General features: G+C 39.6%; 24 protein-coding genes. 9 read left to right on the top strand and 15 right to left on the bottom strand.

What is annotated here, in order from left to right:
* Positions 1 to 191: 191 nt before the first annotated feature.
* The 10 genes from MKY27_RS10225 to MKY27_RS10270 form a co-directional block, all read right to left on the bottom strand.
* Positions 192 to 725, bottom strand: coding sequence for a SpoIIIAH-like family protein (locus MKY27_RS10225; protein ID WP_008404261.1), 534 nt, complete (start codon positions 723 to 725; stop codon positions 192 to 194).
* Positions 722 to 1,099, bottom strand: coding sequence for a hypothetical protein (locus MKY27_RS10230; RefSeq protein WP_339194866.1), 378 nt, complete (start codon positions 1,097 to 1,099; stop codon positions 722 to 724). Before MKY27_RS10230 ends, MKY27_RS10225 begins: the two co-directional genes overlap by 4 nt.
* Positions 1,100 to 1,164: 65 nt before the next feature.
* The gene (locus MKY27_RS10235; RefSeq protein WP_269454576.1) at positions 1,165 to 1,299 is read right to left on the bottom strand and encodes a hypothetical protein; all 135 of its coding nucleotides are present in this window, start codon (positions 1,297 to 1,299) and stop codon (positions 1,165 to 1,167) included.
* Positions 1,296 to 2,207, bottom strand: a complete 912-nt coding sequence (locus MKY27_RS10240; protein WP_339194868.1) for a stage III sporulation protein AE — start codon at positions 2,205 to 2,207, stop codon at positions 1,296 to 1,298. Before MKY27_RS10240 ends, MKY27_RS10235 begins: the two co-directional genes overlap by 4 nt.
* Positions 2,207 to 2,584, bottom strand: a complete 378-nt coding sequence (locus tag MKY27_RS10245) for a pyruvate formate-lyase (RefSeq protein ID WP_251687022.1) — start codon at positions 2,582 to 2,584, stop codon at positions 2,207 to 2,209. The genes MKY27_RS10240 and MKY27_RS10245 overlap by 1 nt, the downstream gene beginning before the upstream one ends.
* Positions 2,585 to 2,588: 4 nt before the next feature.
* A complete protein-coding gene (locus MKY27_RS10250; RefSeq protein ID WP_008404269.1) occupies positions 2,589 to 2,795 on the bottom strand; it encodes a hypothetical protein in 207 nt (68 codons plus the stop codon).
* A gap of 105 nt (positions 2,796 to 2,900) precedes the next feature.
* Positions 2,901 to 3,905: a nitronate monooxygenase gene (locus MKY27_RS10255; RefSeq protein WP_339194871.1), complete on the bottom strand. Its 1,005-nt coding sequence runs from the start codon at positions 3,903 to 3,905 to the stop codon at positions 2,901 to 2,903.
* A gap of 158 nt (positions 3,906 to 4,063) precedes the next feature.
* Entirely contained in the window at positions 4,064 to 4,621 is a 558-nt protein-coding gene (efp, locus tag MKY27_RS10260) for an elongation factor P (protein ID WP_008404273.1), read from the bottom strand.
* A gap of 17 nt (positions 4,622 to 4,638) precedes the next feature.
* Positions 4,639 to 5,697 (bottom strand): Xaa-Pro peptidase family protein, encoded by a 1,059-nt coding sequence (locus tag MKY27_RS10265; RefSeq protein ID WP_339194873.1) that lies wholly within the window; start codon positions 5,695 to 5,697, stop codon positions 4,639 to 4,641.
* A 251-nt stretch (positions 5,698 to 5,948) separates the two neighbouring features.
* The gene (locus tag MKY27_RS10270) at positions 5,949 to 6,356 is read right to left on the bottom strand and encodes a DNA helicase (protein ID WP_339194875.1); all 408 of its coding nucleotides are present in this window, start codon (positions 6,354 to 6,356) and stop codon (positions 5,949 to 5,951) included.
* Between the two features lie 229 nt (positions 6,357 to 6,585).
* Between MKY27_RS10270 and MKY27_RS10275 the strand changes: the two genes are divergently transcribed.
* The 3 genes from MKY27_RS10275 to MKY27_RS10285 all read left to right on the top strand — a co-directional run bounded on the left by MKY27_RS10275 (position 6,586) and on the right by MKY27_RS10285 (position 11,150).
* On the top strand, positions 6,586 to 7,473 hold the full coding sequence (locus MKY27_RS10275) for a DUF1385 domain-containing protein (protein ID WP_339199699.1): 888 nt from the start codon (positions 6,586 to 6,588) through the stop codon (positions 7,471 to 7,473).
* A gap of 165 nt (positions 7,474 to 7,638) precedes the next feature.
* Positions 7,639 to 9,354: an ABC transporter ATP-binding protein gene (locus MKY27_RS10280; protein ID WP_339194878.1), complete on the top strand. Its 1,716-nt coding sequence runs from the start codon at positions 7,639 to 7,641 to the stop codon at positions 9,352 to 9,354.
* Complete coding sequence (locus MKY27_RS10285) at positions 9,354 to 11,150, top strand: ABC transporter ATP-binding protein (RefSeq protein WP_339194881.1); 1,797 nt, start codon at positions 9,354 to 9,356, stop codon at positions 11,148 to 11,150. The genes MKY27_RS10280 and MKY27_RS10285 overlap by 1 nt, the downstream gene beginning before the upstream one ends.
* A gap of 266 nt (positions 11,151 to 11,416) precedes the next feature.
* Here the strand turns inward: MKY27_RS10285 and MKY27_RS10290 are convergent, their stop codons facing one another.
* A complete protein-coding gene (locus MKY27_RS10290; RefSeq protein ID WP_339194884.1) occupies positions 11,417 to 12,289 on the bottom strand; it encodes a CPBP family intramembrane glutamic endopeptidase in 873 nt (290 codons plus the stop codon).
* A 162-nt stretch (positions 12,290 to 12,451) separates the two neighbouring features.
* Here MKY27_RS10290 and MKY27_RS10295 point away from each other — a divergent pair, with 162 nt between their 5' ends.
* From MKY27_RS10295 to MKY27_RS10310, 4 genes are all read left to right on the top strand, one after another.
* Complete coding sequence (locus MKY27_RS10295) at positions 12,452 to 13,156, top strand: response regulator transcription factor (RefSeq protein WP_339194886.1); 705 nt, start codon at positions 12,452 to 12,454, stop codon at positions 13,154 to 13,156.
* Positions 13,146 to 14,498 (top strand): HAMP domain-containing sensor histidine kinase, encoded by a 1,353-nt coding sequence (locus tag MKY27_RS10300; protein ID WP_339194889.1) that lies wholly within the window; start codon positions 13,146 to 13,148, stop codon positions 14,496 to 14,498. The genes MKY27_RS10295 and MKY27_RS10300 overlap by 11 nt, the downstream gene beginning before the upstream one ends.
* Positions 14,488 to 15,036: a PepSY domain-containing protein gene (locus tag MKY27_RS10305; protein WP_339194892.1), complete on the top strand. Its 549-nt coding sequence runs from the start codon at positions 14,488 to 14,490 to the stop codon at positions 15,034 to 15,036. Before MKY27_RS10300 ends, MKY27_RS10305 begins: the two co-directional genes overlap by 11 nt.
* 90 nt (positions 15,037 to 15,126) lie before the next feature.
* Positions 15,127 to 15,702, top strand: a complete 576-nt coding sequence (locus MKY27_RS10310; RefSeq protein WP_339194895.1) for a PepSY domain-containing protein — start codon at positions 15,127 to 15,129, stop codon at positions 15,700 to 15,702.
* Between the two features lie 54 nt (positions 15,703 to 15,756).
* Here MKY27_RS10310 and MKY27_RS10315 read toward each other — a convergent pair whose 3' ends face one another.
* Positions 15,757 to 15,933, bottom strand: a complete 177-nt coding sequence (locus MKY27_RS10315) for a hypothetical protein (RefSeq protein ID WP_339194898.1) — start codon at positions 15,931 to 15,933, stop codon at positions 15,757 to 15,759.
* An 8-nt stretch (positions 15,934 to 15,941) separates the two neighbouring features.
* On the bottom strand, positions 15,942 to 16,496 hold the full coding sequence (locus MKY27_RS10320; RefSeq protein WP_339194901.1) for a class I SAM-dependent methyltransferase: 555 nt from the start codon (positions 16,494 to 16,496) through the stop codon (positions 15,942 to 15,944).
* A 230-nt stretch (positions 16,497 to 16,726) separates the two neighbouring features.
* Between MKY27_RS10320 and MKY27_RS10325 the strand changes: the two genes are divergently transcribed.
* Both MKY27_RS10325 and MKY27_RS10330 read left to right on the top strand, forming a co-directional pair.
* Entirely contained in the window at positions 16,727 to 17,359 is a 633-nt protein-coding gene (locus tag MKY27_RS10325; protein WP_339194903.1) for a heat-shock protein, read from the top strand.
* Between the two features lie 14 nt (positions 17,360 to 17,373).
* Complete coding sequence (locus tag MKY27_RS10330) at positions 17,374 to 17,823, top strand: cAMP-binding protein (RefSeq protein ID WP_339194906.1); 450 nt, start codon at positions 17,374 to 17,376, stop codon at positions 17,821 to 17,823.
* A 57-nt stretch (positions 17,824 to 17,880) separates the two neighbouring features.
* On the opposite strand, the gene MKY27_RS10335 is transcribed toward MKY27_RS10330, so the two are convergent.
* A complete protein-coding gene (locus MKY27_RS10335) occupies positions 17,881 to 19,362 on the bottom strand; it encodes a methyl-accepting chemotaxis protein (protein ID WP_339194909.1) in 1,482 nt (493 codons plus the stop codon).
* Positions 19,363 to 19,524: 162 nt separating this feature from the next.
* Positions 19,525 to 20,142, bottom strand: coding sequence for an arylformamidase (gene kynB / locus MKY27_RS10340; RefSeq protein WP_339194912.1), 618 nt, complete (start codon positions 20,140 to 20,142; stop codon positions 19,525 to 19,527).
* Position 20,143: the final 1 nt, after the last annotated feature.

The raw sequence follows: 20,143 nt of genomic DNA on the forward strand, positions 1-20,143 counted from the left end.
TTAACTCTCCCTTAAAAAAAAGTAATAACAATACAAACCCTATTTTATAATTTTTCGGACTATTTTGAAACAAATAATTTTAAATAGCTCAAAAATAGGCATAAAGCAGAACAATCGTATATTAAGACAAAGAAAAATATTTCAATCTGCTATATAACACATTTTCTGCTTTACATTAATATGACGTCCTTTTAATTAAAAGGTTCGAATTCTACGCTAACATTTACGTAATCTTTAAATTCAGAACGCACAACGTATAAGATTTCATCTGCCAATTTCTCGGATACTTCATCTGACATAACTCGTACAGCCACCTTATCTCCTTCAATTCGGACAAGGGCATCTGAATAGCCGATTGATTTAATAAGCATTTCCAGCATCGCTTCCGATGATTCCAACTTGATCAGTTCATCCATTTCATTGAATGCCTCATTCTTTTCTTCTGCTGTAAATTCATCAGCAGCAATCTTTTGCGTCAACTGTTCTTTTTGCTGGCTGCGTTTGTTCGCTAACTCTAAACGTACTTCCTGGAATAAGTCGCTTTCTGAGTTAACGGGTTGTGTCAGGTTTTGATTAACCCCTAAAATATCTGTTTCATCAATCGTTTCATCAGAGAAGATCGTTAAAATATTCGGCGTATTGTCTTCAAAAATATAAAATACAGAAATTACCGCAGCTAAACTTACTACTGTTAAGAACCATACTGTTCGCTTTTTCACTTTCACTTGTTTTCCCCCTTAATTTGCATTGGCACTACTTGAATACGATGCGACGGAATTTGCAGAACATGCCCAACTGTTTCCTTTAGCATGGTTTTCACGTCGGTGCTATTCGCTCCTTGTGCCACAATGATGACACCGGATAGTTTTTGCTGTTGTGAGACAGACAAAAATTGCTTTTCACTTTGTTGATCATAATGAAAATAAACCTGGACTTGTCCGACTGACTGAATTTCACTTAATAATTTGGCAAGCTGTTCCTCATTTGAGCTATTACTTTCCCCTTTCTCCGATTGTGATAGAAACATGAATAAAAAAATAATGAAAACTACGGCAATGACAATTAATAAGATAGGACGATTCGCTTGTTTCTTTTCCACATTATTAAGCGTTACGCCCCCTTCTCTACTAGATTTCAACATAATGTATGAACGAAACAAACCGGTTATGCAAACAATGAAAGAATTGTGCTTGTCACGAATAAATACAATGCGAGCTTTACATATACTTGCCATTGCCGCTCATCGGCGAAGATAAGAAGACTGCTGCCCAGTAAAATAAAAAGAAATAATTGGATCACGTTTTTCCCCCCATGGACATCTGCATAAAGAAAATAAATAACAGTACGATAAACATAATTGCGAAGCCAAGCAAAAAGGCAACTGCACATAATACAAACATCGTCTTTCCAACATCATCAAACAGACCGCTCATACGCATATTTGTAAACGGTTCAATTATGGCACCAATAATTTTGAACAGCAGTGCGTGCAGCAAAAGCACCGTCGCCGGATAAAAAGCCGCACCCCAAATAATTGTTAAAAAGGACAGTCCGACAAAGGTCGATACGGTTGACTGGGTTTTTTGGAAAAAGGACAGTCCCTCAACAATCAAACTGCCGATTAATGGAATATTTTGCTCGATTAATTTTTTGATAGGAGATTTCAACGCATCATTCAGCTGAATAAAGGCGATACCGGAAAGCGTCAAAATCGAAGTCAATGCTACGACTGACGCAATCATGACGCTTAATATGGAGGAACGTATAAGATCTGCAGCTTTTGAAAAGGAAATGGCCGGATATATTTTTGTGCATACATCAAATATTAATGCGAGGACAAGTGCAGGTATTGTTACATGTGTACTGACAAATAAAATAACTTGGACAAATAGGATGATAATCGGGTTCCATGCGATCGCCGTAAACACGGTTTGAATCGTCAACAGCATCAATGACATGATCGGCAAAATAGCCATAAAGAAATTTTGAAGTATGGCAATGAGCTCATACAACACAACAAAGGCATCGACGACATTTTGTGCAAATACTACGATAAACAAAATAATAAACAACTGTTCAATCAACACGGTTTCATTCGGTACTAAAGCCAGTAGCAGTAAATACATCAAAATATAAATCGCTACAAGCAGCAAGGAAAACAATAAAGATTGAATGGGTTCTGTAAAAATCGAATAAATTGTCTGCATTACTGTAGCCTTTCTAATAATTGGATTAATAGCTGAAATTTCGGTTGTAGCAGATTGATCCAATATAACACTGCGGTCATGCGAATGGACAACGTAACTAATGTCGCAAAAGCTTCATATTCAAATTGATCTAATAGCTGACAGATTAATTCATTCAGCAAAAAAAGTAATGCCGTGAAAAGCAGCCCCTTACTGTATGGAACATTATTGAAAATAACTGCGAGTCGCTGCCAAAGCGGGATGAGTTGCTCTCGGACAACAAATTGGAAAAAAATAAAGAACGCGATGACGACAATGATTGAATGCAGCTTGTCCATCGTCTGTTTTAAAATTAAAAACAGAACTAAATAAATGACACTTGCAAATAGCGCAATCATTTAGCTAGACGGCCGTCAACCATTGAAAAAATACGACAATTTCTTGAAAGAACAAGCGCAAAAATCGAATTAATTCAATCGTCATGTATAGGTACGCAATGAAAAACAAGAAAAACGAAAACTCTTTTTTTCCTAGATGCTCGAAGAATAAATGAAGAAGTGCAATAATCAACCCAATCCCTGCAACACGAAGCACATCTTGTAATTCCAATAAAGCCCTCCTTCCTTAACGAAACTATATGCAATATCCAAACAAATAAGCACAAAAAAACACCGACGAGAAAGTTTTTATCCTTTGTCGTCAGTGTAAAAATTTTTACGGTAAGAGAGTTTCGATAATCTCTTTAACGGATGCTTCTATAGCCAAATAGCTATTTTCCCCCATCCAAAGAGACATATATTCGCGGTTGTTTTGGCGGGCACTTTCTTTTCGAATCGGTTGTGTCAAATAATGCTGGACCGGATATGGAACAGTAGTCGCTTCTTTTAATTGCTCCGTAAATCTGTTTTTCAACCCGCGCGCATATTTGCCGGTAAATGCTTTCGTCAATGTTGTCGCTTGTTCTCCGGAAGTTAAAACTGCCTCTTTATGTAGTTTTGGAGCCGTACATTCGGTTGCCGTCAGTAACGCCGTACCGATTTGCACATACGATGCCCCTAACGCAAGCATGTCAGCAACTTGTAGCTTTGTCATAATCCCGCCTGCAGCAATGACAGGAATTGAAACATTTTCTTTTGCAGCTTTCAGCAGATCAGCCGTTGAATGAAGTGCCATTGGTTCTGTAAATGAGCCACGGTGTCCGCCAGCTTCTTTTCCTTGGACAACGACTGCATCCAGCCCAGCCTGTTCAACTGCAATCGCTTCTTCCACTGAAGTTGCTGTGCCGATCAAGTATACGCCCTTTTGTTGAAGTACTGATAATGTTTCGTCGTCAGGTAAACCGAATGTGAAGGAGACGATCATAACGTCTTCGTCAAGAATCGCCTGTACTTGGTCTCGAAAAACGTCGGATGTTTGGATAGCTGCCGGGATATCAATATTCAGCTCATCACAGATTGGCTGTAATGCTTCCCTTGCATGTCGCAGTAATTGAGGATCTGTTTTCGGCTGTTCCGGAACAAACAGATTCACGCTAAAAGGTTTTGCGGTTAATGCTTTCACTCCCTGTATAAACTGCTTCGTTTCCGCGCCGTTCAAATACCCTGCGCCAATCGAGCCTAATACACCTGTCTCACAGCATGCCGCCACAAATTCAGGGGTTGTAATGCCTGCCATTGGTGCCTGTACAATCGGTTTATCAATCGGTAATTTTGCCACCATACACAATCCACTCCTTTCTTCGATTATACCTACCCTTCCATCATCAAGCTATAATTTGGAATAAATATTTCATTGCTTTCCTAAAGCTGCAAAACAAAAAAGACAGAAATATTGTATTGCTACAATATCCCTGCCTTCATCACTTTGTTTCAGTACAATTATGCGCGAGAAACGTAAGTGCCTTCAGTTGTGTTGATGATTAATTTGTCGCCTTGGTTAACGAAGAATGGTACGTTTACCATTAATCCAGTTTCCATTTTAGCTGGTTTTGAACCGCCTGAAGCTGTATCGCCTTTAATGCCCGGCTCTGTTTCAGCAACTTCTAAAGTTACTGTGTTTGGTAATTCAAGACCTAACATTTCACCTGAATATGTTTGGATATGAACTTCCATGTTCTCTAATAAGTAGTAAAGTTCGTCTTCGATTTGAGCAGCAGCTAATGTAGTTTGGTCATATGACTCTAAGTCCATGAATACGTGCTCATCACCTTGTGCATATAAATATTGCATTTTGCGGTTTTCGATCATTGCTTTTTCTACTTTTTCACCAGCACGGAAAGTTTTTTCTGTTACGTTGCCGTTACGTAGATTACGTAATTTAGAACGTACGAATGCAGCACCTTTACCTGGTTTTACGTGTTGGAATTCTAGTACGCGGAATAAGTTACCGTCAACGATAATTGTTAAACCTGTACGGAAATCGTTTACTGAGATCATGAATTATTTCCTCCAAATTATAAAATGATTAATTCTTTAGTCGAATGTGTTAGTACTTCATTACCCGTTTTTGTGATTAAAATATCGTCCTCAATTCGAACGCCACCAATTCCAGGAATGTATACTCCCGGTTCAATTGTTACAACCATATTAGGCTCCAGCACCGTATTGGAACGGAATGATAACCCGGGTCCTTCATGAACTTCAAGGCCGATACCGTGACCAGTCGAGTGACCGAATGCTTCGCCTAAGCCTTTTGATTTTAAATAATCTCGTGCTACAGCATCCGCTTCGATCCCTGTCATACCCGGACCAACTTTTTCAAGCGCAAGAAGCTGAGACTCGAGCACAGCATTGTACATTTCTACCAACTTCTCTGATGGTTGGCCTACAGCGATTGTACGTGTAATGTCCGAAATGTAACCATTATAGTAAGCACCAAAATCAAGTGTTACAAAATCGCCCGTTTCAATAATTTTGTTTGTCGCAACACCGTGCGGCAATGCAGAACGTAATCCGCTTGCAACAATAATATCGAACGAAGAACTTGCAGCACCTTGTTTACGCATGAAAAATTCTAATTCATTCGATACGTCAAGCTCTGTAATGCCAGGCTTGATGAAATTTAAAATATGTGTAAATGCATTGTCTGCAATTTCACATGCAACCTTAATAATATTAATCTCTTCTTCGGTCTTAATCAAGCGAATTTTTTCAATTAAACCTGAAACTGGCACGAAATCAACATTCACTGCCGAATTGTATACTTCATATGTACCATATGCAAAAGCATCTTTTTCGAATGCCAATGATTTTACACCCATTGCCGCCACTTGTTTTGCCACTTCTTCATGGATCGGACCGCTATGCTGAACGACACGGAATTCCTTTACTTGCTCTGATGCTTGTTCTATATAGCGGAAGTCTGTAATAAATACAGCATCCTGCTGGGAAACAACTGCAACACCGGACGTACCAGTGAAGCCTGTCATATAACGGCGGTTGTATTCATTCGTAATGAGTATTGCTTCGACATTGTTTTCGATTAGTGCTTGACGTAGTTTAGTAAGTTTCATCTGTTTTCATTCCCCTTTTGTTTGTTGTAAAAACTTGCAGCTGGCATTAAATTGCCGAATCTGCAAATTTGTCCTGCATTCATTTGCAGAAACTTTGGCGGCACGCGAAACAATACTCCTATTTTTTAAAGCACCCAATCACTTTGCAAAGTGTTAAAAAGGGACTTTTAATAGTAGCAGCTTCAGTGTGAACGCTTCTTTTTATACTGCCCCTATTTTATCACAGACTTTTCAGACATCAATACTTTCGACTAACGAAATAATGTGATGGTACGGTATCTGGCCGTTTCGACGATTAAGCGCATCGAAGTTACCACTACAACAAAAAATGGGATGGAGAATTTTTTGAAAGAAGCCCATTCAATAGGTAGATTCAAGATTTGCCACTCCAGTATTGCTGCAAAGACAATTCCCAAAATAACCGATAGTAAAAATGGCGGTACCATAACAAGCAGCTGTGTTACAACCAGCAATATAAACGCAATAATGGCGATAATTAAAAATAAAATGACCCAACGCTCGAATGCCGTCCATTCGAACCATTCCAATTTTTTCAGAAATGAAACCGGATGCCATTTAATAAAATCAAATAAGTGCAAGCCTTTTAAGCTGACAGTTACAATAAATGATGTAAATAATGCCGTGACAAACAAATGCATGACAAAAACTCCTTTTTTTGACTCAGTATGACCGATTGTAAAAAAACTATTCGAATGGATAGTGCTTTTCTCCAAAATTTAGTACAATATGAGGGTACAGCAAAGAAAAGAGATGGATAGATTCCATTCTCCTACCTAAAAATAGATTGAAATTTTATAAGAGAGTGGTGTCGAGCAAGTGAGTAATAATGCGCCAGTATATGGTGGGCAAGCGCTTTTGGAAGGTGTTATGTTCACTGGTCAAGATCATATGGTAACGGCAATCCGTCGAAATGACGATTCCATCGATTATTTCCATGTAAAAAAAGAGAAAAAGCCTATTTTTCAAAAGCTGAAAAAAATTCCTTTCGTACGCGGAGTTGTCGCATTAATCGAATCGGCAGGTTTTGGGTCACGCCATCTGCAATTTGCTTCTGACCGCTATGATGTTACTCCAGGCGAAGAAGAGGAAAACAGTGGTGAAGAGCCATCGAAGTTAATGATGATTTTAGGGGTAGCCGTTATTGGTGTGCTCTCATTTTTATTCGGTAAGTTTGTCTTTACATTAGTGCCGATGTTTTTGGCAGAATTTTTAAAACCTTGGTTCCCGGGTAAAACGGTTCAGATTTTTATCGAAACCGGCTTTAAATTAGTTTTACTGCTTGCCTATTTGCAGATTATTGCGATGACGCCGTTGATTAAACGCGTATTCCAATACCATGGTGCCGAACATAAGGTCATTAACTGTTATGAAGCAGGTCTTGACTTAACGGTCGAAAATGTTCAAAAACAATCACGACTGCATTATCGTTGCGGTTCAAGCTTTATTTTATTTACCGTAATTGTAGGTATGTTTACATATTTCTTCGTACCAGTCGATCCGCTTTGGGTCCGTCTTGTAAGCCGTATTTTATTGATCCCGGTTGTCATCGGTATTTCTTTTGAAGTATTACAGGCGACAAATGCCGTTCGTGAAATCCCGGTTTTACGTTACCTGGGCTATCCTGGATTATGGCTGCAACTGTTAACAACAAAAGAGCCGAAAGACGAGATGGTGGAAGTAGCGATCGCATCTTTCAACAAGCTGCATGAAGTCGAGAAAAATCCGGCTGTTGCCCAAACATTAGTACATGATTAATTGAAAACTCGGGGAGTTATGTAAAAGGAAATTCACTTTTACGATAACTCCCCTTTTTGGTGCCCATAATATATTTAGAGTCTCGAAATATTTTCATTGAGTTCCGATTGATGAAATGGCATAATAGAGTTAAAATTCAGTGAATTTATTATAAGGAGTTAACAAATGAAAACGATTTTCCAATTTATGAGGCGCTATAAATGGCCTGCAGCAATCGCCTTCTTTCTGATGCTGCTGGAACTGGCGAGCGATCTCATCCAGCCGCTCTTCATGGCAAGGATGATTAATGAAGGACTGCTTGAAGAAAATTTACATAATGTCGCGTTTTGGGGTGGCTGTTTATTTGCTTTAGCCCTATTCTCTTTCATAAGCGGAGTACTCAACTCCTTCTTCTCTGCGCATGTCGCCCATAGTTTCGGCTTTGATCTGCGTAAAGCATTGTACAGTAAAATACAATCGCTGACGATGGCGACCTACCTGACATTCCCTACTTCCGGGCTTATTACTCGCCTGACAAGCGATGTTACACAAACGATGAACATCGTCTTTATGATGCTGCGGATTGCGATGAAAGCTCCGTTAATGACGATCGGTTCACTTATTATGGCGTTTGTTATCAATGCGAAACTTGCGCTCATTTTATGTGTCAGCTTTCCATTTCTCCTTATCTTCCTTGTATGGATGGTATCAGTAGGAATCAAGCTGTTCGCACAAGTACAGCAGCGACTTGATTTTGTGAATCGCCAGCTTCAGGAAGGATTGCAGGCTGTCCGTTTGATTAAAGCGTATATGCGTGGACAATATGAAGAAAGCCGCTTTTTATCCGTTGCAGAAAACTTGAAATTCGATACGATTAAAGCGACACGTGTCATGGAAATTGCATTGCCTGTTCTTCAGTTTGTTATGAATATCAGTCTGCTGATCGTCATTTGGGTTGGGGCAGATGCGATCCGTGACAATGATATTCTTGCCGGTGACTTGGCCGCTATTATTAACTATGCATTCCGCATGACGGCATCATTTTCTATTTTTTCATTTATCATTATTGCTTATGCCCGCGCCAAAGCATCTGCTGAGCGTATCGAAGAGATTTTAGATGTTGAGGAAGGCATAGAGGAAGTACAGAAAGATGAAGCCCCTGCCCTGGAAAAATTCTCGATTCGTTTTGACAATGTCTCATTCCGTTACCCGACGACAGAGCAGTATACGCTTCAAAACTTGTCATTTTCTATTGAAAACGGCGAAAAAATCGCCATTATGGGGGCAACCGGTTCAGGAAAATCGACTATTTTACAATTGGTTGAGCATTTTTACGAACCGAACAGTGGTGATATTTTTATTAATGATCAAAATATAAAGGATATCCCATTGCAGCAGTTACGCTGCTCGATTTCCTATGTTCCGCAGCAATCCCTTCTGTTTTCGGGTACGATTGCGGACAATTTACGATGGGGGCAAAACGATGCGACAATCGAGCAAATTATTGACGCAACGGAAAAAGCGCAAATTCATCACTCAATCGAAAGCTTTGATGAACAGTATGGGACGATGATCGGACAGCGCGGGATCAATTTATCCGGTGGTCAAAAACAGCGTTTAGCCATTGCCCGTGCCCTGTTAAAACCGGCATCATTACTAATTTTAGATGACAGTACTTCAGCACTCGATGTCGCGACAGAGCAGAAATTATGGGAAGCACTCGATCAGGAGGCTATCACAATGCTTGTTGTCACCCAAAAAATACAGACAGCACAAACGGCCGATCGCATACTGCTTATTGATGAAGGCCGACTGCATGGGTTTGGCACACATGAACAATTAATGGCAACGAACGATCTGTATGCGAAAATTGTTGCTTCACAGCAGGAGGTGCTTGCCTAATGAAGTTTTTCAACTATGAACCGATTATCACAAAAGAACAAATCCAAAACGCAAGCGGCAAAAAGAAAAAAGGTGAACGTGCCCAAAACTGGACGTATACACTAAAGCGTATTTTCGATTTTGTAGCCGAACAGAAAATGCTCCTGTTTATTGTTCTGCTGCTTGTCGTGTTAAGCTCAGCGTTTGCGTTGATCGGCCCGTTCATCATCGGACGGCTGATCGACCAGTTTATTGATGGCAGTTCACTTAGCCAGCTTTCCTATTGGCTGTACGGGCTGGCGGTCGTATATTTACTTTACAGTTTGGCGAGCTATTTCCAAAACTATTGGATGGTCGGCATCGCCCAGCAAACCGTATTTCGAATTCGTACACAGCTATATGGTCACTTTTTCAAACTCCCGCTGCGCTTTTTCGATAAACGGAAACACGGGGAATTAATGAGCCGTGCGACGAACGATATTGAAACAATCAGTTCGACATTAAACAGTGCCTTTATCCAAGTTGTCTCAAGTATTTTGACATTAACAGGTACGGTTGCCGTTATGCTTTGGCTCAGTCCGTTATTGACACTGATTACAATGCTGATCGTCCCGCTTATGTTCTACGGGATGCGCTGGATTACAAAACGCACAAGCCTGCTATTTAAACAGCAGCAAGCAGCAATCGGTGAAATGAATGGATTAATCGAAGAATCCATTACCGGTCAGCACGTCGTTAAAGCCTTTTCACAGGAAACGGAAATGCTGCGTCAATTTGACGAGAAAAATTCTCGCATTCGCACAGTTGGTTTCTGGGCATTAACGTATTCAGGGTTCATTCCGAAAGTAATGAACACATTGAACAGTCTAAGCTTTGCGATTGTCGCATTGGCCGGTGGTTTATTTGCCTATTACGGTCATATTTCAATCGGGACTATTATTATTTTCACGGAGTATGCACGACAGTTTACCCGTCCGTTAAATGATTTGGCCAACCAGTTCAACACCGTTCTTTCAGCTTTGGCCGGAGCGGAACGCGTTTTCTTGATCATGGATGAAAAAGAAGATGAAATTGAAGGGGAAAATGTGGAACTGCTAGGCAATGTACGTTTCCAAAATGTTACGTTCCAGTATGACGCACAAGCTTCCTCCCCTACCCTGTCAAATGTGTCCTTTGAAGTGAAATCCGGGCAGTCGGTTGCACTGATCGGTCAAACCGGAGCCGGGAAAACAACGATCATGCAGCTGTTGACAGGACTTTATGAAAAAACCGACGGGAAAATTGTATTTGACGATATGGAAATAGAAGAGATTTCGAAGGCGAGCCTGCGCAGTCAAATGGCATTCGTCCTGCAGGATCCGTTCCTGTTTGAAATGTCGATTAAAGAAAATATCCGCTACGGTAAGCTCGATGCAACAGATGAAGAAATTTATGAGGCTGCGAAAAAAGCGAATGCCCATACATTTATCGATAAGCTGCCGGAAAAATACGATACGATTTTAAGTGCGGACGGCAGCCAGATTTCCCAAGGGCAAAAACAGCTGTTATCGATCGCCCGTGCCTTTGTGGCAGATCCGAAAATTTTATTATTGGATGAAGCGACAAGCAGTATCGACACTGTGACGGAGCTGCATATTCAGGAAGCACTCGAGAAGCTGATGGAGGACCGTACGAGCTTTATCATCGCCCACCGCCTGAATACAATCCGCAAAGTCGACTATGTCATCGTCTTAAATCAAGGGAAAATCATCGAACAAGGAAAACGCCAAGAATTAATTGAAAACCAGGGCGTGTTCGGACAAATGCTTAACGTGTGATTTTATATTTTGATACAGAAGTAGATTTTTGATTTGATAAAGGACATTTTTTTGTAAGAAACGACCATTCAAGAAAATTGATTGGAATGGAGGGCGACTCCAGCGGGAATAGCGTGACGCCTGAGACTACAGGCTCAGGCCACGCCCGCGGAAAGCGTCCCGGAATGGAAATCAATTTTCATGCACAGCAAAATGCCAATTTTCTCTGAGAGAAAATTGGCATTTTAGATTATATCTCAACCTGATATTTTAATGTACATAACCAGCTAAACCGTTTCGATATCCGTTTGTTCCTCCAACTTCGGAGCCGGATTTTTTAACTGACGGAAGTTTTTATAGTATTTGACGAGTAAAAAGATAATAACAGCCGTCAAAATGAAAAAGAACGCCACATTTATCAACAATTCTTGTCGGGCTGCTTCTGTTGTCGGTAAATCAATTTCTGTCGTTTGATTTGTATAAACAAACTGGATATATGCCAGGAAATTATTAAAACTATGTAAAAGCATTGGTATTACGATATTTTTAGTCTTAAGATACACATAGCCAAGCACACAGCCTAATGCAAAGGCAAATACGACATTGATCGGGTTGAGGTGGATAATGCCAAATATAATAGAAGAAATAATAATACTCTTTTGCGGACTCCATCTCAATGTGAAACGGCGAAGCAAGATTCCTCTGAATAATATTTCCTCATAAATCGGTGCAAGTATACAAATATTAATAAAAAACAGTATGTATACGAGCAGTGATGGCCGCACCTCTTCCAAATCCATCATCGGAAAGAATGAAAACAGTTCCCGTATATGTTCTTCGAAAACGAGATATAAGATTGTTAACAAAATTGTTGTAAACACAACGGTGATCAGTTGGAAGCATGCTGTAATCGATAAATATTTTGCCCAGCGCCCTTTTGTCATCGTCGTTTGAACCGGCTGTTCATTATATGTGAAATTCCATTTTTTTGTTTGATGCATCAAGTACATTAAACAGCTGACCGAAACAAAAAATGTAATCCACTCTTCACTGGCCGGAATATCGGTTATAAATAACAAGGTAAAACTTGCTATGAATATACCAATCGCAAACAGTATAAAATAGCGCAGCTTGAAGTTTTTCAATTCAATATAATCCATTATTTTACACCCCCTGTAAATAGAGTAACATGAAATGGAAGTTTTATCCCAAGCATCGCTACCCCTTTTCGATCATTTTTCAACGAATAGCAGTTCTCCATTGCCAATACCGCCTCTTTTACAATACGATGGATACAAAACAGATAGAAGTAGGTGTTTTGGATGTCAAAAATTTTAATTGTGGAAGATGAACAGCAGATAGCACGTGTATTGCAGTTGGAGCTGGGATTTGAAGGCTATGAAACAGCTATCGCACATACCGGTACGGACGGTTTGCTGAAATTTCATGAAGACGAGTATGACTTAGTATTGCTTGATGTGATGCTTCCGGAGCTGAACGGTTTGGAAGTACTGAAACGAATTCGCAAACATAACGAAACTGTTCCGGTCCTTTTACTGACCGCTAAAAGTAATATAGAAGATAAAGTAACAGGTCTTGATTACGGGGCAAATGACTATATAACAAAACCGTTTGAATTCGATGAGCTGCTTGCACGGATTCGTGTGGCATTGCGATTTTCACACAAATCCGTTCCCGAGCCAACACCATCGACTGTCCATACATTCCAGGATTTATCATTAAATGAGCAAACACGTGAAGTCACAAGACAAGCACAGCAAATCGATTTGACTCCCCGTGAGTTTGACTTGCTGCTGCATTTTATGAAGCATGCTAAACTTGTGCAGTCTCGTGAGCAGCTGCTGAATGCGGTTTGGGGATTTGACTATTACGGGGATACAAATGTAGTTGACGTATATGTACGTTATTTGCGTCAAAAACTAGAGGTAAATCTGAATTTACCGTCACTACTACATACAGTTCGCGGTGTCGGCTATGTATTAAAGGAAGCGACAAATGAAACTTAATACGAAAGTAAATCTGTTTTCCATGTTATTGACTTCGGTTATATTAATCGGCAGTTTTACAGGTATTTATTATTTGTATAAAGAGTTTGCCTTTTCAACAGAGGCTGAACAATTACAGGCACGGGCAAATGAATTAACGACTGCCATTAGCGCACTGGACACAACAGATGGCATCGATTCGATTTTCGGAGCATTTCTCCCGACTGACGGAGCGATCTTCGTTTACGACAGCGATGGTAATCAAATAAAAAGGCTTCAAAAAACATCCGAGAAAATTGATTATAAACTTGATCCGGCACAGCATTACACGGAAAAAACAATACGGGATATCCCCCATATCGCGCTTGCTGCACCCATTATTTTACCGGATGATGAAATTGCCGAGGCAAAGCTGATCCAGCCATTGCCGACAATTACCGAAAATATGAACCGGCTGCTGATAATCTTAGTGTTGATGACGCTTGTAGCACTTATTCCGATTTATTTGGCGAGCCAGCTGTTTGTTCGACTGATCGTAAAACCCGTTCAGCAGCTGACAACAACGATGGAAAAAAATATTCAGCAGTCCAGCTATGAGCAAATCCCTGTCCGCAAGCAATCGAATGATGAATTTGCGCAAATGGCCACGACGTACAATCATTTAATGGCACAGTTGGAAGATGCCCATGACAAACAGCAGCAATTTGTCGGCAACGCCTCACATGAACTAAAAACACCGTTAACCGTCATCGAAAGTTATACGAAGCTGTTAAAACGCCGCGGTACACAAGATGCGAAAATTACGGAAGAAGCACTGGAAGCAATTTTAAAAGAAACAACCAACATGAAAGCCATGATTGAACAAATGCTCGCACTGGCTAAGACGAATGAAATGACGAAGATCCAGATGACGACATTTGCATTACAGCCCTTTATCGAGCAGATTGTCCAAAGTATTAAAGCCGCCTATCATCGTGAAATTCTCGTTAACATTCCTGATGTAGAAATTACAACGGATGAGGCAAAATTAAAACAGCTGCTCTTTATCTTCATCGATAATGCACGAAAATACAGTGACGATATCATTAAGATCCACGCCTCTGTGAAAAATGATCTGCATATCTCCATCCAGGATTTTGGTGTCGGTATTCCTGAAGAAGATCTCCCGAATTTGTTCCACCGCTTTTATCGGGTTGATAAAGACCGAAATCGGAAAACTGGTGGCACCGGCATTGGCCTATCGATTGCAAAGGAACTCGCCGATCGTTTGAATGCCGAAGTTTCCATCGACAGTGAATTAGGAAAAGGAACGACGGTTTTACTCATTGTTCCACTTGCAGGAGGTGCACAGCATGAAAGCTAAATGGATTATCCTATGCATCGCCGTCATCCTGATCGGATTTTTCATTACATTGACAGTCAAGCAGTTAGCAACACCGCATGAACTGAACGCAAATGAACTGGAATTGAAAATCAAAGATATTTATAATGCGGAAGTCCAAACATTGGTGAAAGAAAAAGATCATTTTGTCGCTTCTTTCAATAAAGATGGCTCAATTTTTGAAGTGAATGTAGATGCCGTAACAGGACAATTTTCCGAATTGACGCTTATCCACAAAAATGAAAATAAGCAATCCGAGGAGCAAACGAATCCGGAAACATCAAAAGATAATCAAGACGCAGCAAATAAGCCAGCTGAAAATGCTACAAAGCCATTGCTTTCAAAAGAGCAAGCGGCTGACATTGCGATAAAGGAAGTACCAGGTGAAGTCGATTCCGTTGAGTTTGTAAAAAATGCGGAAGGCGGCATCTATTTTGTGGAAATTGAACAGGAAGATGATGTTATGGTACAAATACATGCCATTACTGGCGAGATTCTCGTGATTCAATATGATGATTAGTTTTCTCATCAATTTCTAATAATTCTCTCAGATCGTTTTCATATTCGCTCGTTATACTGACATTACAAACAAGAAAAGGAGCGAGTTAATATGAATAAAAAATTTTTAGCAATCCCGGCATTACTAGTAGCAATTGGTGGAGGTGCTGTATTCGCACAATCTGATTTATTTGCGCAAGCCGAAAACAACCCAACTATTTCAGCTGGTGAAGCAAAGAAAATCGCGTTAAAACAAGTAGACGGTGAAGTAATCGGTTTTGAATATGATGGAGATGACCGCACACCTCATTATGAAATTGACATCGTAAAAGACAATGAAAAAATCGAAGTTGAAGTGAATGCAGGCACAGGTAACGCGGTTGTAACGGAACGTGAAAACATTCGTACAGTGAAAGCGGAAAATACAGTAAAAAAAGATGATACAGTAAAAGCAACAGATTCAGCGAACAATTCTTCTATCATAACTGAAAATCAGGCGATTGAAATTGCTCAGGCGAAAGCAAAAGGAACAGTAACGGACCTTGAACTGGATGAAGATGATAACCGTCTGATCTATGAAATTGAAATCCGTAACGGTAAAATGGAATACGATTTTGAAATCGATGCAAAAACCGGCGACATTATTAAGTACGAAGAAGATTTGGACAATGACCGTTTTGATGACTAATAGAATATCTTGCAGTAATTAAAAAGAGCGCAGATTGATTTCTGCGCTTTATTTTTATATTGTTTTTCTCGCCTTGACGATTAAAAAGGAAGGGCGATGCTGCTCTTTTTGTAGGCTTGGGAGTAATTCGATTGCTTCGTCTGTCGGCATTGGCTCCACTATTTTCTCAATTTGCAGCCCATTAATGATTAATGAATTTATAATCGTTCCAATGGTGCGATGATACATCACAACATGTTCTACGAGCCAATTTTGTGTTCGTTTCCCTTCATCCCGGTAACGGCAACCGAAAAATGGGAGATTGTGTTCGTCTCGTCCAAAACCCATTGCTCAACACCTTTATTTGCGGTCGATATTGGGTGCTCAATGGAAAACAGGAAGACCCCTTCTGGACATAATGCATAACTTACCTTTTCAATTACCCCTTCAAAATCCGCCACATAATGTAATGCCAATGCGCTCGTTATTAGATGATAATGCGATTTCTCTAATAGAATATCTTCAATTGAAATGTTTTGAAACTGGAGACGATCACTTTCATAGCGCTCTTTTGCTGCGGTAATCATATTATCTGAAATATCGATTGCATCAACTTGCTGCGCCCCATTTAAAACACAGTCATTTGCAAACTCCCCTTTTCCACAGCCTAAATCTAATAAAACTTTACCTTTTACATCTGGCATTAATGCTAAAAAATTGGGACGCTCCAGTAAATTATTATAATTGAACTTCCGGTTACGGATTTCTTCATATCCTTTAAAAAACAAGGCATTATCATAAATGTTTTGCTTCATTGTTCTCCTCATTTCACCATAACGTTATGACTTATTTGCGCAACTTCATTATCACATGACTGGAAAATTTTAAATAGACTTATATTTCAAACTTTAGTAAGATGTAGATAGAGGCATGTCTAGTTTTACAAATTCGACTTTTTTACAAAAACTATGCAAATTCCTTAGCGATTTGCATAGTTTTTTGTTTTTATGCCTTCTTCACAATCTTTCGGAACTGGGGAAAATTTATGAAAAACAATGATTCGAAAAGCATGCTGCTCTTTTTATTATTCGCTTTTATCACCAATTTAACCTATGTCGCCTCTCAACGCATAGAACATCTGGAGCTGCCATTAGCGCTCGTTACATTTGCTATATTTATTTTATTTATTTTGCTGGTTTTAAAGCTCAATTTAAGACCAATAGTCATTACACTGGCAACGATCATTACTTTGATCGACATTAATTCGATTTTCTATTTGGCCCTTCCTGATTTTTATACGATCAGCTTTACAATCGGAGTCCTAGTATTTCTTGGTTTTTATTTTAAAAAGTCTAAAGATGCCGTTCTTGCCGCGATTGGCTTTTGTATAATGAACTTACTGATTAATATAGAATTTTTCATACAATGGGAATGGGTATACCTTTTTGTGTTACATAGTACTCTATTTATCATCGCCAGCAGATTACAATTTACGATTACGAAAAGAATCTATTTAGGATTATTCAGTGTGACTTTCATTTTCCTCGTTATCGGAATGTTAGTTGATCACAATTATTTAGCCACATTTGGACTTTTCCTGTATTTGGCGGTACTTATTGCGATTTATTTCATTATCCGAAGACAACTTGAAGAACAACCTACATATAAATTACATTGAGGGGAGACATCCAGATGAAAAATGTAAATCGCTTATTTCTCATTATCGCCATCATTATCCTTATTATAATTGGCCGCTATTTTATGGCACAAAATGAAGTAAAGGAAATTCCGGATGTAACCGCTGTAACGACTGAAATGACGATTGAAACGGTTCGCGGAAGCTATTGCTGGCATTCAGCAGGTGAAGCAGAGTGTGTTGATACTGCTGCCCCGCATGAAATTATAAGTGAGCAAAATACCCCTTACGTAAAAGTACAGCCAGGTGAAGTACTGGAGTTTCAATATAGTCAGAATGTAACGAGTGTATCTATTCAACAATGGATAGAAGATTACGATTATAAAGAAATTGCTACATCGACACGCTTTACCGCCCCAACGGAAAAAGGAAAGTATATCATTTCCAGTATGGCGCGCTTTGGCAACGGTGATGTAACAGACAGTATTGCGATAGAAGTAGAATAACCAAAAAGGGAAGTGTCCGTAAATTTTGGACACTTCCCTTTTATATGCGGTTTCCGCTTATTGACGTTTCGTAATTTCAGACAATTCGCTTTGTAATTGCTGAAGTTCATTACTCGCATCTGCAATCGATTTCATCATGACATGCTCTTCATGTATTGAGCTCGCGATTTCTTCAGTCATTGCGGCATTTTCTTCAGAAATTGCGGACAGATTTTCAATTTGATTCATTACTTCTTCAACAAGTTCGTTCGTATGCGTAATGGTCGACATGTTTTGGTGAAGCTTTCCTTGAATACCATTGAATGATTGCTTAATTCCATCAAATGAACCGGTAATTTCATTCAATGTGCCAACACTAGAATGGACTGCTTCTTTTCCTTCATATGCTTTTAACTGGGCAGTTGTTGCTCGTTCAAGCAGCTGCTGTGTAACAACAGTAATACTCGTTGCGATATTCGCACTCTCTTCCGCCAGTTTTTTTACTTCTTCTGCAACAACGGCAAACCCTTTCCCGTGCTCCCCTGCTCTAGCCGCTTCAATTGAAGCATTTAAGGACAGCAAATTCGTCTGATCGGCAATGGCTTTAATACCATTTAACAGGTTATTTACATTTGCAAGGCTCTCTTGCATATTATCAATCGTCGTAGTCGTTAAATCGATTGAATCACTTAATGTTGACATATCAGCTGTCACATCATGTACCTGCTTCCAGCTCTGTTCAATCGCTTCCTGCACTTTATCCGAATCCTGTACAGTCGATTCAGAGGACTCTTTCGTTTTCATCATATTATCATGTGATAAAATCATTTGTTCATTAATCTGCTGGATCATCTCAGCTTCATTATGAATGGCTGCTGCCATTTGATTCGATGACTGTAATATCGTTTCGCTCGCAATATTCAATGTACCGACATTATCATTTACATGGGTAATGCTAGATGCAAGCTGGTTTGAACCTTCCTCAATTTTATTTAAAATCGATGATAAATTTTCCAACAGTTCTTTCGCTTCCCGCTCTTTTTCCTGGGCATCCTTTATTAATTTGTTGCCCCATTGTGTCAATCGGTATAGCAAAAAGTTACAGCCTGTCATACTTATAAAAATCGTAATAAATACCGGGAGACTTGCATTAACCCCTAATAAATTTTCCGGTACTGCTATGTATAATAAAATATAAAAAATACTGGCGATCACTAAAAATATCTTGATCATCCGTTCATTAAAATACATTGCACACATAATAAATGTTACAAGCAGCATGTAATGTTTATTGATAGAATATCCATCCAGGTAAAATAATAAAAATACGACAAATGCCGGTATTAATACAAAAATTAAACCTTTGGCGAAGTTGGATATATTCAGGAAATAATTGGCTGTCGATAATAAGATGACACCCCCTCCTGCAATCACATAAGGGATCGAATTACTAAACCCATTAGCAATAACAAGCGGTGATACAATTAAAATTGCCAATACTATTGTAATAATTAGATTGAGTTGATGAATCCAATTAACTTTTCCGTTGCGTTTCTTCAAGCTGTCTTCCTCCTAGGAACAATTGATTATTTCCATAATAGTTTATAGGTATATATTACAACCCTTTTTTATACAATACAATGGACTTTTGTATAGAGAAGGGGAAATTTTCAAAAAAAGAAGCTCACGTTTATCGTGAGCGTCTTTCATTATTCTGCTTTATCAACTTTTTTTACGAACGACCGCACGTACAGGTGCACCGTCAGCACCTGCAATTTTTAGCGGTAGTGCGATCAGTTCATAAAGACCTTGCTGAACATGCCTTAAATCGAGCCCTTCTAGTATATGAATGCCATGTTCATATAACTTGTGATGTGCCAATACTTCCTTGCTGTCCAGCGGGTCAACGGAAGGATTGTCAATACCAAGCAATATTACACCGCGCTCCTTTAAAAATGGCGCGATATCCGGATGAATGACTGGAATGGTTTCCGGAAATGTTTCACTAAGTTGCTCTACTGTTTTAAGTAGCACACGCTTTACACTATGGAAATCAATCGATGCGAGCGATTGAGCTGAAATTACTTCATGCCCAATACAATCCGCGATCACGCAGTCACCGATATAAACATTTACATCCAATTGCTCGATTGTCTCAGCTTCACTGTTAAAATGAAACGGTGCATCTGCATGTGTCCCCGTATGCAGCGAAGTCGTGACCCGCCCGATATTGACCGAGCCCGTCTGTTGTTTCGAAATCCCGACTTCAAAAGAAAACGGTGTATCCCCCGGCCAGTTTGGCATCCCGTTTTTCATCGTTTGTGTAATATCAATCCACATG

Source organism: Solibacillus sp. FSL R5-0449, assembly GCF_037975215.1.
In the GTDB taxonomy this organism is placed as follows: domain Bacteria; phylum Bacillota; class Bacilli; order Bacillales_A; family Planococcaceae; genus Solibacillus.

Coding starts and splice junctions, on each gene's coding strand:
- MKY27_RS10240 (WP_339194868.1), bottom strand. CDS start 2,207: ATGCAGACAATTTATTCGATTTTTACAGAACCCATTCAATCTTTATTG.
- MKY27_RS10245 (WP_251687022.1), bottom strand. CDS start 2,584: ATGATTGCGCTATTTGCAAGTGTCATTTATTTAGTTCTGTTTTTAATT.
- MKY27_RS10255 (WP_339194871.1), bottom strand. CDS start 3,905: ATGGTGGCAAAATTACCGATTGATAAACCGATTGTACAGGCACCAATG.
- efp (WP_008404273.1), bottom strand. CDS start 4,621: ATGATCTCAGTAAACGATTTCCGTACAGGTTTAACAATTATCGTTGAC.
- MKY27_RS10265 (WP_339194873.1), bottom strand. CDS start 5,697: ATGAAACTTACTAAACTACGTCAAGCACTAATCGAAAACAATGTCGAA.
- MKY27_RS10270 (WP_339194875.1), bottom strand. CDS start 6,356: ATGCATTTGTTTGTCACGGCATTATTTACATCATTTATTGTAACTGTC.
- MKY27_RS10275 (WP_339199699.1), top strand. CDS start 6,586: ATGTTCACTGGTCAAGATCATATGGTAACGGCAATCCGTCGAAATGAC.
- MKY27_RS10280 (WP_339194878.1), top strand. CDS start 7,639: ATGAAAACGATTTTCCAATTTATGAGGCGCTATAAATGGCCTGCAGCA.
- MKY27_RS10285 (WP_339194881.1), top strand. CDS start 9,354: ATGAAGTTTTTCAACTATGAACCGATTATCACAAAAGAACAAATCCAA.
- MKY27_RS10290 (WP_339194884.1), bottom strand. CDS start 12,289: ATGGATTATATTGAATTGAAAAACTTCAAGCTGCGCTATTTTATACTG.
- MKY27_RS10295 (WP_339194886.1), top strand. CDS start 12,452: ATGTCAAAAATTTTAATTGTGGAAGATGAACAGCAGATAGCACGTGTA.
- MKY27_RS10300 (WP_339194889.1), top strand. CDS start 13,146: ATGAAACTTAATACGAAAGTAAATCTGTTTTCCATGTTATTGACTTCG.
- MKY27_RS10305 (WP_339194892.1), top strand. CDS start 14,488: ATGAAAGCTAAATGGATTATCCTATGCATCGCCGTCATCCTGATCGGA.
- MKY27_RS10310 (WP_339194895.1), top strand. CDS start 15,127: ATGAATAAAAAATTTTTAGCAATCCCGGCATTACTAGTAGCAATTGGT.
- MKY27_RS10320 (WP_339194901.1), bottom strand. CDS start 16,496: ATGAAGCAAAACATTTATGATAATGCCTTGTTTTTTAAAGGATATGAA.
- MKY27_RS10325 (WP_339194903.1), top strand. CDS start 16,727: ATGAAAAACAATGATTCGAAAAGCATGCTGCTCTTTTTATTATTCGCT.
- MKY27_RS10330 (WP_339194906.1), top strand. CDS start 17,374: ATGAAAAATGTAAATCGCTTATTTCTCATTATCGCCATCATTATCCTT.
- kynB (WP_339194912.1), bottom strand. CDS start 20,142: ATGTGGATTGATATTACACAAACGATGAAAAACGGGATGCCAAACTGG.